The sequence below is a fragment of the Janthinobacterium sp. BJB446 genome, assembly GCF_002735655.1.
GTDB classification, from domain to species: Bacteria; Pseudomonadota; Gammaproteobacteria; order Burkholderiales; family Burkholderiaceae_D; genus Janthinobacterium; species Janthinobacterium lividum.
Map to the genome: position 1 here is coordinate 609,785 of NZ_PDZK01000001.1, position 17,595 is coordinate 627,379.

The 17,595-nt window shown below is 62.9% G+C and carries 17 protein-coding genes; 10 read left to right on the forward strand and 7 right to left on the reverse strand.

Features of this window, described 5'->3' with window-relative positions; translation table 11 throughout:
- Positions 1-19 precede the first annotated feature (19 nt).
- From CSQ92_RS02750 to CSQ92_RS02760, 3 genes are all read right to left on the reverse strand, one after another.
- Entirely contained in the window at positions 20-1,033 is a 1,014-nt protein-coding gene (locus tag CSQ92_RS02750; RefSeq protein WP_099393164.1) for a substrate-binding domain-containing protein, read from the reverse strand.
- Between the two features lie 310 nt (positions 1,034-1,343).
- A complete protein-coding gene (locus CSQ92_RS02755; RefSeq protein WP_034783044.1) occupies positions 1,344-2,561 on the reverse strand; it encodes a maltoporin in 1,218 nt (405 codons plus the stop codon).
- Between the two features lie 238 nt (positions 2,562-2,799).
- The gene (locus CSQ92_RS02760; RefSeq protein ID WP_099393165.1) at positions 2,800-4,374 is read right to left on the reverse strand and encodes an MFS transporter; all 1,575 of its coding nucleotides are present in this window, start codon (positions 4,372-4,374) and stop codon (positions 2,800-2,802) included.
- A 115-nt stretch (positions 4,375-4,489) separates the two neighbouring features.
- On the opposite strand from CSQ92_RS02760, the gene CSQ92_RS02765 reads away from it, so the two are divergent.
- The 3 genes from CSQ92_RS02765 to CSQ92_RS02775 all read left to right on the forward strand — a co-directional run bounded on the left by CSQ92_RS02765 (position 4,490) and on the right by CSQ92_RS02775 (position 8,577).
- Positions 4,490-5,416: a LysR family transcriptional regulator gene (locus tag CSQ92_RS02765; RefSeq protein WP_099393166.1), complete on the forward strand. Its 927-nt coding sequence runs from the start codon at positions 4,490-4,492 to the stop codon at positions 5,414-5,416.
- Between the two features lie 313 nt (positions 5,417-5,729).
- A complete protein-coding gene (locus CSQ92_RS02770; RefSeq protein WP_099393167.1) occupies positions 5,730-6,851 on the forward strand; it encodes a patatin-like phospholipase family protein in 1,122 nt (373 codons plus the stop codon).
- Positions 6,852-6,930: 79 nt separating this feature from the next.
- Positions 6,931-8,577, forward strand: a complete 1,647-nt coding sequence (locus CSQ92_RS02775) for a methyl-accepting chemotaxis protein (RefSeq protein WP_099393168.1) — start codon at positions 6,931-6,933, stop codon at positions 8,575-8,577.
- Positions 8,578-8,788: 211 nt separating this feature from the next.
- Here CSQ92_RS02775 and CSQ92_RS02780 read toward each other — a convergent pair whose 3' ends face one another.
- On the reverse strand, positions 8,789-9,205 hold the full coding sequence (locus CSQ92_RS02780; protein WP_092610436.1) for a DUF4279 domain-containing protein: 417 nt from the start codon (positions 9,203-9,205) through the stop codon (positions 8,789-8,791).
- 45 nt (positions 9,206-9,250) lie between these two features.
- Positions 9,251-9,667: a hypothetical protein gene (locus CSQ92_RS02785; RefSeq protein ID WP_143450269.1), complete on the reverse strand. Its 417-nt coding sequence runs from the start codon at positions 9,665-9,667 to the stop codon at positions 9,251-9,253.
- 384 nt (positions 9,668-10,051) lie between these two features.
- Here CSQ92_RS02785 and CSQ92_RS02790 point away from each other — a divergent pair, with 384 nt between their 5' ends.
- The 6 genes from CSQ92_RS02790 (at position 10,052) to CSQ92_RS02815 (ending at position 14,650) form a co-directional block, all read left to right on the forward strand.
- Positions 10,052-10,519: an SRPBCC family protein gene (locus tag CSQ92_RS02790; RefSeq protein WP_257219106.1), complete on the forward strand. Its 468-nt coding sequence runs from the start codon at positions 10,052-10,054 to the stop codon at positions 10,517-10,519.
- Between the two features lie 272 nt (positions 10,520-10,791).
- The gene (locus tag CSQ92_RS02795) at positions 10,792-11,562 is read left to right on the forward strand and encodes a creatininase family protein (RefSeq protein ID WP_099393171.1); all 771 of its coding nucleotides are present in this window, start codon (positions 10,792-10,794) and stop codon (positions 11,560-11,562) included.
- A 55-nt stretch (positions 11,563-11,617) separates the two neighbouring features.
- Complete coding sequence (locus CSQ92_RS02800; RefSeq protein ID WP_099393172.1) at positions 11,618-12,889, forward strand: YVTN family beta-propeller repeat protein; 1,272 nt, start codon at positions 11,618-11,620, stop codon at positions 12,887-12,889.
- Between the two features lie 108 nt (positions 12,890-12,997).
- Positions 12,998-13,369 (forward strand): VOC family protein, encoded by a 372-nt coding sequence (locus CSQ92_RS02805; RefSeq protein ID WP_170846428.1) that lies wholly within the window; start codon positions 12,998-13,000, stop codon positions 13,367-13,369.
- A gap of 26 nt (positions 13,370-13,395) precedes the next feature.
- Positions 13,396-13,731 (forward strand): hypothetical protein, encoded by a 336-nt coding sequence (locus CSQ92_RS02810; RefSeq protein ID WP_052140423.1) that lies wholly within the window; start codon positions 13,396-13,398, stop codon positions 13,729-13,731.
- 280 nt (positions 13,732-14,011) lie between these two features.
- On the forward strand, positions 14,012-14,650 hold the full coding sequence (locus tag CSQ92_RS02815; protein ID WP_034785710.1) for a phasin family protein: 639 nt from the start codon (positions 14,012-14,014) through the stop codon (positions 14,648-14,650).
- Positions 14,651-14,755: 105 nt separating this feature from the next.
- On the opposite strand, the gene CSQ92_RS02820 is transcribed toward CSQ92_RS02815, so the two are convergent.
- Entirely contained in the window at positions 14,756-15,787 is a 1,032-nt protein-coding gene (locus CSQ92_RS02820; protein ID WP_099393173.1) for an alpha/beta hydrolase, read from the reverse strand.
- A 105-nt stretch (positions 15,788-15,892) separates the two neighbouring features.
- Entirely contained in the window at positions 15,893-16,783 is an 891-nt protein-coding gene (locus CSQ92_RS02825) for a LysR family transcriptional regulator ArgP (RefSeq protein WP_092610448.1), read from the reverse strand.
- A gap of 202 nt (positions 16,784-16,985) precedes the next feature.
- Here CSQ92_RS02825 and CSQ92_RS02830 point away from each other — a divergent pair, with 202 nt between their 5' ends.
- Positions 16,986-17,591 carry a LysE/ArgO family amino acid transporter gene (locus tag CSQ92_RS02830; RefSeq protein WP_034785705.1) on the forward strand — a complete coding sequence of 202 codons (606 nt, stop codon included), beginning with the start codon at positions 16,986-16,988 and terminating at the stop codon, positions 17,589-17,591.
- Positions 17,592-17,595: the final 4 nt, after the last annotated feature.

Consider the following 17,595-nt stretch of genomic DNA (forward strand, 5'->3'; position numbering starts at 1 on the left):
TGCGCGGTGAGAGGCTGAATTATGCGTGTATTACGGGCCCTGCCGACTCTCCCGGCAGCAGTTCGCACGGCCACAGTTCCTGCAGGTCGGTGACGGGCGTGCCATCCATCAGGGCCAGCAGCATGTGGATCATCTTCGCGCCGGCGCCGCGCGGGTCGGGCTGGACGACGGTGGTGACGTTGTGGCCGGCCAGGGAATCCTCCATCACGCCCCAGACGATCAGCGACATTTCGCTGCCGATGGCGATGCCCGCGTCGAGCAGGGCGCGCACGGCGCCCACGCCCGACATGTGATTGTCGACGATGACGGCCGTGGGGCGGGGCGAGCGGGCCAGCAGGCGCTGCATGGCCTGGTAGCCGGCGCGGCGGTCGTGCGCATTGTCGACCAGGTTGTCCGGGTCGACGGCCAGGCCGCCCGCCTGCATGGCGTGCTGGAAACTCTCGACGCGCTGGCGCACGAAGTTCAGGTCCGGCGTGGCGCTGATCAGGCCGATGCGCTGATGGCCCAGCTGCGCCAGGCGCTCGACGGCCAGGCGCATGCCGGCCTCATTATCGTAGTCGAACCACGCGTGCGGCTGGTTCAGCTGGGTGCGGCCATGGGCGACGAACGGCATGCCCTGCTGCGCCAGGTAGGCGATGCGCTCGTCGAACGGTTTCGTGCGTCCGACGATCAGGCCATCGATGCGGCGGCCCTTGACCATGCGTTCATAGGTGTGGAATTCGTTGGTGGCCGAGGCGGGCGCGATCATCATGTCCATCTGTTGCGCTTCCAGCGCTTCCGACATGCCGCCCACGATATCGATGAACATGGGGTCGGCCAGGTCGTTCGGCATCAGCGGGTAGATGATGCCGACGATATTCGTGCGTCCCACGGCCAGGCTGCGCGCCATGGGATTGGGGCGGTAGCCGGCCGCCTGCGCGGCGGCCAGCACCCGCTCGCGCGTGCGTTCGCTCACTTCCGGATAGCCATTCAAGGCGCGGCTGACGGTGGTTTCGGATATTCCTAGCGTTTTGGCGAGATTTTTGAGGTTCATGGATGCTGCAGTTGGGGTCTATCCAGGGTGGGTCGGGAGCGATGCGGTGCGATGACGGGTAGTTTATCTGATAAATGCCGGAATGATCAGGGGTATGACAAGCGGCGGCAGCGCCCAAAAAAATACGCGGGCAAACCCAGGGGCGCCCGCGCTAAAAGAGGATACTGCTGAATCACTACATTGAAGCTGCCGGCCATCGCGTGCAGCGGCGAAATGGTGGGTCCGGATACTGCCTGCCCCGAAATGCGGGCGGTGTTGCTGCCACCGGCAAGCGTCCGGGGACGCTTGCCAACGTTCTAGCAGCCTGCGATTACCACCAGGATTCCACTTGGAAACCGACGGAGCTGCCGTTGGTCTTGCCACCGAACACGCCCGTCGACGACAGGGCCGATTCCGCGGCGGCGGCCGACTGGGCTGCCTTGTTCCATTTGGCATAGGTGTAGAAGGCGCGCAGCACGGGACGCGACCAGAAGCTGTTGCCGGCCGACAGTTGCGGCGCGAACGTCAGCTTGGTCAGGTTGCGGCTTTCGCCGCCTTCCGGCTTGACGATGTCGTGGCCCAGTTCCACGGCCAGGCTGTAGTTGTCCGTGAAGTGGTAGACGGGGCGCGCGCCGATCGATGTCCACTTGCTGCTCACGCCTGCCGTTTCCTTGTCTTCATAGACGAAGGTGCCCATGCCCGACCAGGCGCCTTTGGGCTGGATCATGATCTGTTCCGTCAGACGCACGACCTTGTCATCCTTGCCGGCGCCCAGGCTGAAGCCGCCCGTGTTGGCGGCGCTGCCTTTGCCATACTGCAATGCCACCTTGTTGAAGCCGCCCAGCAGATTGCCTTGCGTATGCATGATGGTCAGCAAGTGGCCGCTGGCGATGGGGGCCGCGCCTTGCGCATTGCGTTTCTGGTTGAATTGCAGGCCCAAGGTCAGTTCGCCATCGGGGTTGACCTTGATGCCGGAGAAGCGCAAGTCGTGGGACAGGCCCATGCGCTTGCTGTCGCCGTCGTCGGCCGTGCGCACGACGGCGTAGGCCAGCTTGGCGGCGCCCAGGTCGATGTTTTCCAGGCCGGCGCCAGGGCCGCTGTTATTCCAGAAGTAGTAATCGGTGATGTGCACGTCCTGGCGGTCGTAGTAGCGCTTGCCGACCCAGGCGCGCGCTTCGGCGAAGGCGCCCGTGCCGATCTTGTCAGCCACCACGTTCATTTCGCGCCACGACGGGTCTGATTGCTCCCAGTCCTGGTTCTGGTTGACGGAAAACGCCACCAGGGTATTGATGCGGAAGGTGGTGCCGTTGGCTGCCTTGAAGGCTTCGCCGCCGAATTTCAGTTCGCCGTAGGTTTCGCACTCATTGCCCAGACGATACTTGGACGAGGCGCCGGCCAGGCCGAAACACGCTTCCTTGCCGCCTTCGCTGCTGGTGCCGAAGCCCGAGCGGATATAGCCGCCGAAGTCGATCGGCAGGGCGGCCTGGGCCGACGCACTCAAGGCCATCAGCACTGCCGCTGGCAACGCTTTCAAGAAAAATTTGTTCATTGTGTCTCCAGTGTTTTTATAGGTGTGGGATCGGCGCGCATCAATTTGCGAAACCAAAGCGCTTTAACTATGTTTCAAAGCGCTTTGAGTATAGTTCAAAGCGCTTTGATAAGTAAACTCGTTTTGTTCTTGAAAACTTTTGAGGTGTTGCAGAGAAACATCAAAGGCGGGCGGCGGCGCGTGGGCGCCGCCGGGTATGGCGGGGCAGGGGATGGTTGCCGCGGGAAAGCCGGGCGGCTTAGTTTGGCGCCTTGCAGGCGGGCAGGGCGGCTGTGTCCCGTGCGGCGTAGGCTGCATTCGCCGGATGGCGCAGGAAGGCGAGGATCAGCAGGGCTGACGCCGTGGTGATGCTGGCCAGCACATACAGCAAGTGGCGGAAGGCGGCGCCATAGGCTTGCGCCAGTTCGGCGGCGCCGGCCTGCGGCAACAACGCGCCCGCATGGCGCAGCTCGCCCAGCGCCAGGAAGGGGCCGGCATGCGCCGCCTGCTCCGCGCCGATGCCGGCAATGCCAGCGTTGCCCAGCGCCGCGACGGTGAGCGTACCCAGCAGCGCGCTGACGATGGCCAGCGCCAGGCCTTCGCCCGCCACGCGCGTCGTATTGAAGATGCCGGCCGCCATGCCGGCCCGCTCGACGGGCACGACGCTGATGGCCAGGCCATCCATCAAGCCCCAGGGCAGGCTGATGCCGCAGCCGATCAGCAGCAGCGGCCCGATCAATGTGGCGGGCGACTGGCCCGGCGCGCAAGTGGAGAGCCACAGCAAGCCGCCCGCCGCCAGCAGCAGGCCGCTGGCGCAAATGTGGGCGGCGGCAATGCGCTGCGCCGCCATGCCGGCCAGGATCGGCAGCACCAGCATGGGTGCCGACAGGGCGATCATCATGCGTCCCGCTTCCAGCGCGCTGTAGCCTTCGATGCCGATGAAGCGGGCCGGCAGCAGTACCAGCAGTACGACAAAGGAAAACGCGGGCGCTGCCGCCAGCAGTTGTACGCCAGCAAAAGCAGGCAGGCGGAACAGGGTCAAGTCCAGCATGGGCCGCGCCGCGCGCCGCTCCGCGCGGATGAATGCGCCCAGCAGCACGGCCGCGCCACCGAGCAGCCCCAGGCTGACGGCACTGCCCCAGCCGCTGTCGGGCGCCTGCAGCAAGCCATAGGTGAACAAGGAGAGGGCGCCTGTAAACGTCAGGGCGCCGGGCCAGTCTACGCCTTGCGCCTGCGGGTCGCGCGATTCGCGCATGGCGCGCGCGGCGGCCAGCAGGGCGGCCAGGCCGGCCGCGGCAGTGGCGACAAAAATGGCGCGCCAGCCCGTGTGGGTGATCAAGGTGCCTGCCAGGAAGGGGCCGAAGGCCAGGCCCGCGCCGAAGGTCGTGCCGATCAGACTGAAGGCGCGCGCGCGGGCGGGGCCGTCGAATTCCTGTGCCAGGGCCGCCAGTCCGCTCGACAGGGCCATGGCGCAGCCCAGGCCCTGGACGGCGCGCAGCACGTCGAGCCACAGGATGCCGGGCGCGGCCGCCAGTGCCAGCGCGGCGGCGGAAAACACGCCCATGCCCAGCAAGAACACGCGCTTGCGGCCATAGCGGTCGGCCAGGGCGCCGGCCACCATCAGGCAGCCGCCAAAGCTGAGCATGAATGCATTCGTGATCCATGCCAGCGCCAGCGGCGTGCCGTGCAGGTCGGCGGCGATGGCGGGAATGGCGATGGCCGGTCCCGTAAAACTGAGCGGCATGCATAGCGCGGCCAGGCAGACGGCGGCCAGCACCAGCGTGCGCCGTGCAGTCGCCTGGTCCGGAGCTTGCGCGGGAAGATTCGTATCCATGGGAATGATTCCATAAAGAGGGAATCCGATGATAATATGGGCGCAATCAATGAAAAAGTGGCTGAAAATCCACTCATAACGGACAAATATTCCCTAATCGAGATGGCGAGATGGCATGGATAATCTGAATGGCATTGCCGCCTTCGTGCGCGCGGCGGAAACGCGCAGTTATGTGGCGGCCGGGCGGCTGCTCGGCGTGTCGGCCTCGGCCGTGGGCAAGAGCGTGGCGCGGCTGGAAGAAAAGCTGGGTGTGCGCCTGCTCAACCGCAGCACGCGGCGCATCAGCCTGAGCAACGAGGGTGCGCTGTTTTACGAACGCTGCCAGCGCATCCTGGCCGACCTCGGTGATGCCGAGGCGGAACTGTCGCACCTGGCCGATGCGCCGCGCGGCAAGCTGCGCGTCAGCCTGCCCGTGATCGGCTACCGCATCATCCTGCCCCTGCTGGCCGAGTTTACGCGGCGGTACCCGGAGATCGAGCTCGACCTCGATTTCAACGACCGCCTGGTCGACGTGGTGGCCGAAGGCGTCGACGTGGCCGTGCGCAGCGGCACCTTGACCGATTCGCGGCTGATGGCGCGCGAGCTGGGGCCGTTTGCTTTTGCCATCGTGGGCTCTCCCGCATATTTCGCCCGTCACGGCGTGCCGGCCACGCCACGCGCGCTGGAAGGGCACGCCTGCGTGCGCTATAAATTTCCCACCACGGGCAAGCTGCAGGAATGGGCGCTGCAGCGCGCCGAGGGCGACAGCGGTGGCGAGTTGCGCTTGCCGACCGCCTTGACCTGCAACAATATCGAGGCCTTGATCGGCGCCGCCACGCAGGGCGTGGGCCTGGCTTACCTGCCTGACTTTATCGTGCGCGACGCCATCGCGCGTGGCGAACTGCAAGCCGTGCTGGCCGATTGCCTGTTGTACTCGAGCAAGTTCTGGGTGCTGTGGCCGTCGAGCCGTCACCTGTCACCCAAAATCCGTGTCTTTGTTGACCATTTGTGTACCCACCTGCATTTTTCTCGGTCCCCTCCCGACCCTGCATCATCCCTTTGATGGCCCTGGCCGCCGCGCTGGCGGCTGCTTGGGGAATATTCCTACCCCAAAACGATTATTCCTAACGCCGCTGGATTTATATTTGCTGCGCCGCATCACGCCATGCCGCACGGCATCAACTTATGGTCTTCCTGAATACCCGTCATTCGTTATGGAAATTGCCATAAGGAATTTATTTATGTTAATTTCATATCTGTTTCTGCAACATTGCATCAGCTGGTCGCTTGCGGGAACATGTGCAGGATTAGGCGCCATAAGCGTGTAGTAACCAACAATTAAGGGATGGTAACCCCGTTCCGTTCAGGGAGTGTGCATGAAGACAGTCACTACGACGCCGCAGGATCCGGCGCCAGCCACGACAGCGAAACCGGCCCGCAAAACGGGTTTGCTGCTGGGTGGCGGCGCACCAAATTCCACCTTGATCGCCGGCGCCCTGGCTGCTTTCCTTGACGAGGGCATCGAGTTCGATGTTATTTCCGCCTCGGGCGCCGGCGTGTTGATGGGTTTGCTTTACACGACGCCGCACGAGGCCACGCCGCGCCAGGCCTTGCAAAGCTGGGCCGACACGGGCGTGGCCGACAGCATCTACAAGATGATTCCGATCAACTACAAGGTATTCCAGAAGCCGGGCATGCACGCGAGCACTTTCCGCGACGCCTTCCAGCCGCCGGCCAACAATCCTTTTTTTCAGGCCTTCCAGCAAACGTTTGCGGGCGTGCCCACGGCCTGGTCGGACTGGGGCAAGCTGATGGTGTCGTCGCTGTCGCCGTCGGACCTGTCGGCGAAAAGCCTGGGCCTGTGCGCGCACTTGCCCTTCCTGGAAAAAGCCGTGGATTTCTCGGGCGTGGCCCGCATGCGCCCCGATTTCTACATCAATGCCTACAACCTCAGCGAGCACCGCATGCAAATCTGGGGCAAGCACGAGATCGAAGCTATCCACGTGCGCGCCGCGTTGTCGTTCCCCTTCCTGTATGCACCCACGACCATCGCCGGCGACGACTATATCGAAGGCGCGGCGCTCGATACGCTCAATTTCGACCCGTTCATCGAAGGCAAGGGTGAACATGCTGACGCCGATACGCTGGTCATCCTCGACATCCTCGGCGACGAGCGACTGCTGCGCAAGCCGCGCAACCTGTACGACGCCTGGGTGCGCTCCATCATCACGCCGCTGGTGAAAATTTCCAAGAGCGAGCTGCGCCTGTTCGAACTCGAACACAACACGGATGCGCGCACGGGCCAGCCCAAGCGGCGCCTGCTCAAGCTCGACTTGATGGGCGGCATCCCGGAGCAGCACTGGCCCGATACGCTGGACTGGTCCAGTTCGAACATGCAGTTGCTGTTCGACGTGGGCCACAAGGCGGGCCTGGCGTTTTGCCGCCAGCATGGCGACTTGCTGCGCCGCGCGCCCGAGGCTTCCCCGCTGGCGGCCTAGCAACCGATCCCCGGCCACCTGATCGGCAGCTACTTATCCTGCCTGGCCTTGCCAGGCTACCTTTTTACTGTGACACACCATGAATATCACCAAGCAATTAATTCTGACCCTGACCATCGCCTTGCTGGCCCTGCTATTGCTGGGCGCCGGTGGCGCCATCCAGCTGCAGCGCGCCCAGGAGCGTTTTGATACCGTGCAAAACCGTATCATTCCCAGCATCCAGGGCTTGAATGCGGCCAAGGGTTTCCTGGCCGACTCGCGCCTGGCCGGCTACCGCCTGTCCGTATTCTCGAACCTGGCCGACAAGACGGCGCTGGACAAGGCCGTAGCCGATGCCAACACAAATTTCGACAAGGTCATCGCCACCTACCGCGCCGAGCGCTTGTATGACGCGACGGACAGCAAGATGCTCGACGCCGACCAGGCCGCGATGGAAGCCTACCGCCGCGCGCTGGCGCCATTCTTTGCCGCCGCCTACGCGGGCGACATGGATGGCGTACGCGCCACCTTGCTGGCCGGCACGCCGCTGGCCATCACGGCAGCCGCCGCCAAGAAAAGCATGGATGACCATATCGCCTACAACAACAAGCTGGTCGATGACGTGAAGGCCGAAAGCCTGGCCGCCTACGACACGGCGTTCAACACCATGCTGGCCGTGCTGGGCGTGGCCGTGTTGCTGACGGGTGCGCTGGCCTGGCATATCTACCGCACCATTAGCGGCGGCCTGGGCAATATCGAACACACGCTGGAGCGCGTCAGCGCTTCGCTGGACCTGTCCGCCGCCATGCCCGTCGAGCGCATGGATGAAGTGGGCCGCACGGCCACCGCCTTCAATAAATTCCTCGAGCGCATCGTCGGCGTGATCGCCACCGTGCGCGCCTCGGCCGATACGGTCAGCGTGGCGGCCGCGCAGATTTCCGCCGGCAACGCGGACTTGTCGGTGCGCACCGAACAGCAGGCGTCTTCCCTGGAAGAAACGGCATCCAGCCTGGAAGAGCTGACCTCGGCCGTGCGCCAGAATACGGACAATGCGCGCCAGGCGAACTCGCTGGCCGTGTCCGCTTCGGACGTGGCCCGCAAGGGCGGCGCCGTGGTGGCGCAAGTGGTGGGTACGATGGGTTCGATCAACGAATCGGCGAAGAAGATCGCCGACATTATCGGCGTGATCGACGGCATTGCCTTCCAAACCAACATTCTGGCGCTGAACGCGGCCGTGGAAGCGGCGCGCGCAGGCGAGCAGGGCCGGGGCTTTGCCGTGGTGGCCACGGAAGTGCGCAACCTGGCGCAGCGCTCGGCGGCGGCGGCCAAGGAAATCAAGGGCTTGATCGAGGATTCCGTCGACAAGGTCAACACGGGCAGCGCGCTGGTCGACCAGGCGGGCGCGACGATGGAAGAAATCGTCGCCAGCATCCGTCGCGTGACGGACATCATGGGCGACATCGCCAACGCCAGCCACGAGCAGAGCGCCGGCATCGAGCAGGTGAACCAGGCCATTTCGCAAATGGACCAGGTCACCCAGCAAAACGCGGCCCTGGTGGAAGAGGCGGCCGCCGCCGCGTCGTCGCTGCAGGATCGCGCCGTGGAACTGGTCGACGTGGTGGCCGTGTTCCGCCTGCGTGGCGACGCCCAGGGCAAAGCGCTGACAGTGGCGGGCGGCTTGCAGGCCCCGGCTTCAGCCTCAGCCAGCCGGCGCCTGGCGCTGCCTGGCCGCAGTGCCCGCGCTTAAGTTTAGTCATTGAATTGCCCCGGTACGCCGGGGTTTTGGTGATGTCATTGTTCTATTCGGGGGGGCGTTGATGTTCGGTATCTGTGACGACGGTAAGTAAGGTTTCCCGGGCTGACAGGGAAGGAGGGCACTGCCCTGTTTCGCAAGTCAGGGTGCCTGCCTTTCGCACACGTGAGTCCGCTTTCGCCCCGTTGCGGTCAGTCGCGTGCGGTCACTCATCATTGAACGACGCGTAGATTTCGACTGAAAGTGCGATGTTGCGTTCGCCCAGCATCAGCAGCGACTGCGGCGATATGGCAACCCCTTCGCTTGATCCGTGCATAAACCAGCCGCAGTAAATATCGATTTCGAATCGTTTCCCTAATTCCAACCAGACATCGGTCCCTATCGGAATTTGCGCTAGCAGCTGGGAGATTTGGCCATCGAAGTCGCCAGTTTCTGAAAGGTCGGCATCAAGTATCCACGCCCCGGTTTTTCGCAGGACGGTCGCACCGGATGAAGTCGTATATTGATAACCCTTCATCCATGCCTTCGAAGGGAAATGGCCGAATAGACGGCACACCTCTTCGGGAATGAGGTCGTCGCCAAATAATCGTATCGACGCTTCACATCTGTTGATTAGGCCCATCTGTCTCCCTGTTTACGACTGACTGCTTCTGGCCGAACTCGGTCTCTAATCAAAAACAATTCGCTGTCCCACTTCGAATTCATTCTCATGGCAATAAAACAGGATAAGCGGCGTGCCGTTCGAATAGATCATCGCGTCGTCACGTGATGGGACAAAAATATCCGACCAATTCTCGACCAGGAACACACTGCTGCACAAGAAACATTCGTCTTCTCCAAACACCACTACGATCTGCTGAGTTCCAGGCATACGGGCGCGTAACCATTTGCTTGCGGTGGCCGCATCATTTCCGAATACGAGGCGCTCGATCGAGTCAACGGTGTTAACGTTCAGGCCGAAATGGGTCTTTGAGTCGTGAAGGCATGCTACCTCATAGGCGCGGCGGGCGTCTTCGGCATTCAGCCAGGCGATATCCGCTGAGTGATGCTGTAGTTCCTGAACCCGCCAATGTGCTGTGTTCATCATTTCTCAAAGTTTCATATGCTCATGGCCATGGCGAGCAGCAGCTTGCGGTCGAATCCGGAGCATCCCTTGATCCTGGCGCAAAACAAGGCTGTCATCATGGACCGACTTTATCTGCGACCAGTATAACCAGAATCTGATTCTATTGGCATGATAAAAAAACAGTGTATCCTGCAATTTCAGCGGATATATTTTTTGTCGAGGCAAAGAAATGGCTGCGGCGTTTGTTTCTGCTGGCGGAGTATCTTTGAATTGGCGCAATGGCATGGCGATACTGCGTGATGAATGCTATGCTGCGGGCCTATATCCCCAATTTCCATATACTGCGCGACGCCGGATAACAGGCCCAGTTACTTTCACACAATGATAGGGAGATCCCCCAAATTGGCGCACATTGAAGAAAGCATCCACATTGCCGTCCCGCCTACGGTCATCGATCAAATTTGGAGCGAGGTCGACCGCTGGCACTTGTGGGATCCGGATACAAAGCAAGCCCGGCTCAATGGACCATTCGCGGTGGGAACACAGGGCAGGATAGTTCCCAGCAAGGGGATGGGTATTGCGATGCTGGTCACGGAGCGCTCGGCAGGCCGCTCGTTCACCGTCGAGGGCTACATCCCTTGGTTCCGCATCCACTTCGAGCACACGGTTGTTGCGGCAGAGGGCGGATCGCAAGTCGTTCACCGCGTGTGGTTCACGGGAGCCCTTGCCTTTCTGTTCGGCCCAGGCGTTGCCAGGCAAGTCCGGGACGGGCTTCCCAGGACGATGCGCTCGCTCAAGGCCTATGCCGAGAAGCGCAACGACACTCGCCACAGCGCCGAGGAGGGCGGAGCTAAAGCGACAACAGCCTGATAGATAGTTTCTCTTCGTCAATTCCTTGCAAACTGCCCCGTCAAATTAACGTGCCGTTCCCGTCATGATGGAATACAATTCCTGCGTGGCAGCCAGCTTGCCTGGCAAGGCCGGGCACGGCGCCTTTGACCTTGGAAAGATGTTGGCTTATGACTCTGCAGTTCCCTCAGCGAACGGCGCCTTGCGCGCCATCCACGCTCCGCATTTCACGCAAGCCCCCCGTTTCCCTGTTCGTCCTGACATTTTCGTGCCTGCTGGTCACGGCGCCCGTCATGGCGGCTGCGCCTGCCAGCAGCAGCGTCCTGCTGGAAGAACTGACCAGCACGGAGTTGCGCAGCCGTATCGACCACGGCGCCACGACCGTGCTGGTGCCGATTGGCGGCGTCGAGCAGAGCGGGCCGTATATCGCGCTGGGCAAGCACAATGTGCGCGCCGGCCTGCTGGCGCGGCAGATTGCGCAAAAGCTGGGCAATACCATCGTCGCGCCCGTCGTCTCCTACGTGCCGGAAGGCGCGGTTTCTCCGCCGGCCGGCCACATGCGCTTTGCCGGCACGATCTCGATTCCGCCTGCCGCCTTCGAAGCCGTGCTGGAAGGGGCGGCCGCCAGCCTGCGCCAGCATGGTTTCCGCGACATCATCTTTCTCGGCGACCATGGCGGCTATCAAAAAAACGAGCAGAACGTGGCCAACAAATTGAACCGCGCCTGGGGCAAGGCTTCCTCCGGCAAGGATGCGCGCGCTTATGCCTTGCTCGACTACTATGACATCACGCAATCGGCCTATATTGCCGAGTTGCAGAAACGCGGCCACAGCAGCGCCGAGATCGGCCTGCACGCGGGCTTGGCGGATGCGGCCTTGATGCTGGCGACGGACCCGTCGCTGGTGCGCAGCGACGCCATGGCCCACGGACCCAAGCCCGGCGTGGCGGACGGCGTGCGCGGCGACGCGACGCGCGCCACGGCTGAATTGGGCCAGATCGGTGTCAAGCTGCAGGTGGATACCTCGGTGGCTGCCATCAAACAGCTGCTGAAACGTAATAAATAACTTCCGCTGGAAGTGCTGAACTTCCGGCTTTTGCAACGAAACGACGCGAAATCACATGAAAAAATCTCAACGACGCACCATCGTCACCTTGTCCGCCCTGGCTGCCGCACTGGCCGGCCTGGGCGTGGCCAGCCAGGTCACCGGCGCCAGCACAGCGGCTCCAGCCGCCGTCGCGCCGACCGCCGCCTATTCGCCGCTGCCGGGCATGCCGCCGCTGGTGGATCCGAAAAACGTGTACGGCAGCATCGCCAGCAGCAATATGAGCCCCGTCGTCAAGGATCATTTGCGCCGTGTCTACGTGCCCAACCTGCGCTCGAACGATGTCTACGTGATCGACCAGGAGACCCTGAAAGTGGTCGACAAGTTCAAGGTCGGCAGCGGCCCGCAGCACGTGGTGCCGTCGTGGGACTTGCGCACCCTGTGGGTGGCGAACAATGCCGAGCGCACGGACAAGGGCAGTTTGACGCCTATCGACCCTTTGAGCGGCAAGCCGGGCAAGGAAGTGCCCGTCGATGATCCCTACAATATGTATTACACGCCGGACGGCAAATCGGCCATCGTCGTGGCCGAAGCGCGCCACCGCCTCGATTTCCGCGATCCGAAGACCATGGCGGTGCAGTATTCGATCGACACGCCCCAGTGCGGCGGCATCAACCATGCCGATTTCTCCAATGACGGCCGCTACGCCATGTTCACCTGCGAGTTCGACGGCACCATCGCCAAGATCGACCTGGTGGGCCGCAAGGTCGACGGCTACCTGAAATTGCAGATGCCGGCCAAGCGCTTTGCCGAATCCGGCCCCGTGGGCGGCCCGGCAAATGAAATCTGCAGCGTCAAGAAGGGTATGCCGCAAGACATACGCATCTCGCCGGATGGCAAGAAATTCTATATCGCCGACATGGACGCCGACGGCGTGCACATCGTCGATGGCGCCACCCTGAAGGAAATCGGCTTCATCCAGACGGGCGTGGGCGCGCACGGCTTGTACCCTAGCCGCGATGGCAAGAAATTGTACGTGGCCAACCGCGGCACGCACCGCATCCACGGCAAGCCCAAGGGCAAGGGCAGCGTCAGCGTGATCGATTTCGCCACAGAAAAAGTCGTGTCGAACTGGCCGATACCTGGCGGCGGCAGCCCCGACATGGGCAATGTGTCCGCCGATGGCAAGTACCTGTGGCTGTCCGGCCGTTTCGACGACGTGGTCTACCGTATCGATACGAACAGCGGCGACGTTGCCAAGGTCAAAGTTGGCCAGGAACCGCACGGCTTGACCGTATGGCCGCAGCCGGGCCGCTATTCGCTGGGCCACACGGGCAACCTGCGCTAGGCTGGCGCATGGCGTTTCCTGAGCAGCCGGATTCGCAGTTGTTGTTGCTTAAAAGGCAATGTTGGCGCATACTGTACTTCCATTTCACTATCGCCAGGGAGCGCCATCATGATTCTTGATCACATCGGTTTGAATGTCAGCGATGCACAGGCCAGCAAGGCCTTCTTTTCGGCCGCGCTGGCGCCCCTGGGCGTCGCGGTGGTGATGGAAGAGCAGGGTTGGGTCGGCCTGGGCAAGGATGGCAAGCCCGATTTCTGGTTCGGCGTGGGCGGTACGCCGCATGCCGGCATGCATCTCGCCTTCGCGGCGGACAACCGTGCCCAGGTGGACGCCTTTTACAAGGCCGCGCTGGAAGCGGGCGGCAAGGATAACGGCGCGCCAGGCATCCGCGCCCTGTATCACCCGAATTACTATGGCGCTTTCGTGCTGGGGCCGGACGGTCACAATGTCGAAGCAGTCTGCCACCATCCCGAGCCCTGACACCGTTATTTCCTGAAGAGAGCAGCATGAAGCACAGCGCCACCCTGTTTGCCGACGATGCCGGCCGCTATGCCTACGTCAAGGCGGGTTTTTCCTGGCCGGCCCTGTTCCTGGGCTCGTTCTGGGCCGTCGCCAAGCGCCGCTGGTGGCTGCTGCTGCTCATGCTGGCGATGGATGCGTGCCTGTGGTTTGGCAGCCATCTGGCCACCGAACTGCGCATCGGCCCGATGATGCTGCTGATGGCTGTCTCGGAGCTCAGTTACCTGCTGGCGCGTGGCTGGTATGGCAATCGCTGGCTGGAAGCGTCGCTGCGCAGCCATGGCTACAAGCCCGTCGTGCCGGGCGCGGGCGCCGCTTGTTGAGCTTGCCTGGCACAGATTTTCCTTCCCGTCACTGACGTTTGCCAAAGGCAAGCCGTCCAGCCAAAACTTTCTGCGCAGCCTAGCGCACCTTTGATCCAGATCATCCCTCACCAGCGGTGCTCACGTAGCCTTGGGACTCGCGTTGCAAAGCATCTTCCCACCAATCGGATATGTTTTTTCGCGTTTCGTGGCGTAGCCTGGCCGTTTGCCTCACCGTTCGACTGCCGGTGGTGTCGCCATCTGTTTGTGTCCACCCAACCGCTATTTAATGAGGAACTCCATGTATCCATATTCCCGTAGTGTTACCCCTGCCGCCAAAAACCACCTGGAAGCCCAGCTGGCTTTCTTTAATGGACTGTCGAAGTCGCTGTTCCAGTCGGTGCAGCACTTCAGTGACCTGAACATGCAGCTGGCGCAAGGCTTGCTGGAAGAAACCACGGTCACCAGCCAGAACCTGCTGACGGTCGAGCGCGCTGAAGATGTGTTCCAGGTGGCTGCCGCCTCGGGCCAACCTGCCGCCGAGCAACTGCGCAAATACCAGCAACAGGTAGCGCGCCTGGCAGCCGATACGCAAGTCGAACTGGCCAACGTGGCAGAGCGGCATGTGAATGAAACGAGCCGTACTGCCAAGGCCCTGGCCGAAGAAGTGGCCCGTACTGCTTCGGAAGAAACGGAGAAAAACGTGCGCAAGCAGCAGGAAGCCATGCAGCGTATCGCCGAACCGTTCCAGGCCTATCATCAGAACGGCGCCAGCCGCGACCAGCAGCGCGGTGCGCAAAGCCGTGACGGTCAAAGCCTGCAAAGCGGCAGCCATCAGGGTAGCCAGCAGTCGGCCGGCAGCGAAAGCTCGGCCAGCGGCAGCGTCTCGCAAGCGGGCTCCGCCCAAAGCAAAAGCAGCAGCGCCAGCCGTAAAGAGTAAGCGGGCCGCTGCAGTCAACTGAATCCGCATTCGGGGGCCGAGCCTTGAGGTGCGGCTGGTTGACACGCAGCGTTGCGCGTCGTGGCCAGGCAGAGCGCCCGTCCCTCAGGGGGCGGGCGTTTTGTCGTGGACGCGCGCCGCGGCAGCCTGCGTGGCGGTGCCATGCGCCATTGCCGGCTGCTGCGGCGTGGCCGGAGGCGTTGGCCTGGTGTCTTGCGGCGTGCCTCCGTTGTTTGCCGTGTTGTCCGCCGCCTTGTCTGTCTTGCTGTTGGCGTCGATAAAGGCGCTCACGGCGTCGAGCGTGGGCGCCAGCATGCGCAAGGGGCTGGCCAGCGAGGCGACCAGGGTGGTATGGCTGACCTTGTCGAAATACGTTTCCGTCACGGGCCTGGCAAGCGCCCGCAAGGCCCTGGCCAGGCCACCCGTGTTGCGTTGCGGATCGACCAGCTTATCCTTGCCGGGCGCCGGTGCGATCAGCAGGGCGGGCGGCGCTTCGGCAGTCACGTGATGGATGGGCTGCGAAGCGGCGGGCGTGTCCGGGTAAAAGAAAACGGGGCGGGTGATGGTGTTTTCTATTGGCAGGAAATCATAGGGGCCGGCCAGGCCGATCCAGCCCCGCAAGTCGTGCGGACGCATGCCGTGGCGCGCCAGCAGGCTGGCGTCGAGCGCTAACATCGCCGCATTGTAGGCGCCGGCGCTATGGCCCATGACGAACAGCCGCGCCGGGTCGCCGCCATGGCGGCTGGACTCCATCGCGGCCCATGCCACGGCGCGGGCCGCATCCTGCAAGATTTCGGGATAGTGCACGTCCGGATACAGCCGGTAGTCGGCGATCACGGCCAGATAGCCGCGCGCCGCGAGCGCGTGACCAACGAAGGCATAGTCGGCGCGCTCGCCCGTTGTCCAGTTGCCGCCGTAAAAGAACACCACCACGGGCACGGGCCCCGTACGGGTCCTGGGGGCGTAGACATCGAGCTTTTGCCGTGGCAGAGGGCCGTAGGCCAGGCCGCGCGTCACTTGCGAGGCGTTGCCGGACGACAAGGCATTGATGGCTATCAAGGGCGAGCAGGCGGCCAGGCCGACAGCCAGCGGGATGGCCCCCAGCAAACCGAGCAGGGTGGTGCGCAGGATCGTCATGCTTGCTCCTGATGGTGATGGCTGATGCTTGCAGTGTAGGCCAGGCAGGGCTGGGCGCACACGGAGAAGTTGCTGTCTGGCATAGATAAATGTTGCATGCGTCAATCAGTCCTGTAACAGCCATTTGCGCGCCGTGGCGATGACGGCGTCCGACAGGGTGCGTGTGAGGGGCGTCTGGATATCCCAGGCATGCCAGGTCAGGGGCACGTCGAGCGCCTGCCCGGCCGCCACGTCGACCAGCCTGCCGGCGGCCAGCGCCGTTTCCGCCTGCAGCAAGGGCACCATGCCATAAGCATAGCCCGCTTCGATGAAGCGCACGAAGTCGCGCGCCGAACCGAGCACATGGTGCGGATAGCGGCCCGTGTAGCCGAGGCGGTGCTGCAGGTAGCGTTCGTGCAGTGCATCCTTGCTGCCAAACGTGATGGCCGGCGCCTGGCTGACGGCTTCCACGGTAAAACCATGGGGAAACCATTGCTGCGAGAACGCGGGCGAGGCTACGCACAGGTAGCGCATGCCGCCCAGCGGCGTGGCCGTGGTGCCGGCGACTAGGTCGTTGGCGCTGGTGACGCAGGCAAACACGCGCCCCTCGCGCAGCTGGCTCAGGGTGTGGTCCTGATCGTCGAGGCGGATATCGAGCAGGCACGACGGCGGCGACAGCAGCGGTCCCAGCGCTTCCGGGATCCAGGTGGCGGCGCTGTCGGCGTTGACGGCGATGGCCAGCTCCGGCAAATGCGTGGTGGGGCCGGGCTGGGCGTCGAGCGCCGCTTCGAGCAGCTTGACTTGCCGGTAATGGGCGATCAGGCGCTGGCCCGCTTCCGTGGGCAAGGGCGGGTGGCTGCGGATGATCAGCAGGGTGCCTTCCAGGTTTTCCAGGGTGCGGATGCGCTGCGACACGGCCGGTTGGCTGATCGCCAGCGCCTGCGCGGCCTTTTCAAAGCTGCCCAGGCCGATCACGGCGTCGAGGGCGGCCAATCCACGGTAATCGACGACGCGCATAAGTTTCTCTTATATATGGTTAGAATCATTCATTATACTTATATTTACTTTTTCTTTACACTGTTGAAATAGGGTAACAACTCCACTCTCCCGCGCGGTCCTGCTGGTACCGCTACACCCTCCACCTACCTTTGATGACTTTGCCGTTGCCGGCAGAGCGTGGGCGGCCGTGCGCGTGATGGAAAGCAATAAAGGAATCGATATGGACAGCGCAATCTTCTTGAAAGGCATGGGGCTCGGAGCGAGCCTGATCGTGGCCATCGGCACGCAAAACGCTTTCTTGCTCAAGCAGGGCTTGAAGCGCCATTACGTGCTCACCTGCATCCTGGTCTGCCTGGTGTGCGACGCCATCCTGATCACGGCCGGCGTGGCCGGCATGGGCACGTTCATTGCCGACAATCCTAATTTCCTGCTGTGGGCCAAGGCCGGCGGCGCCACGTTCCTGATCGCTTATGGCTTGCGCGCCGCCAAGTCGGCCTGGCGCCCAACGGCCCTGACGGTATCGGCCGCCAAGTCGCCCGAAGGCTACTGGGCCGTGATCGGCGCGGCGCTGGCGTTCAGCCTGCTGAACCCGCACGCCTTCCTCGATACGGTCATCCTGCTCGGCTCGATCGGCGGCCAGCATGAAGGCGTGGGACGTTTCTACTTCGCCGGCGGCGCCATCATGGCTTCGGCCCTGTGGTTCTTCCTGCTGGGCTTTGGCGCCCGCTACCTGGCGCCCGTGTTTGCCAAGCCCATGGCCTGGCGCGTGCTCGACGGCATCATCGCCCTCGTCATGTGGGCCATCGCCGCCTCGCTGTTCCTGTAAAGCA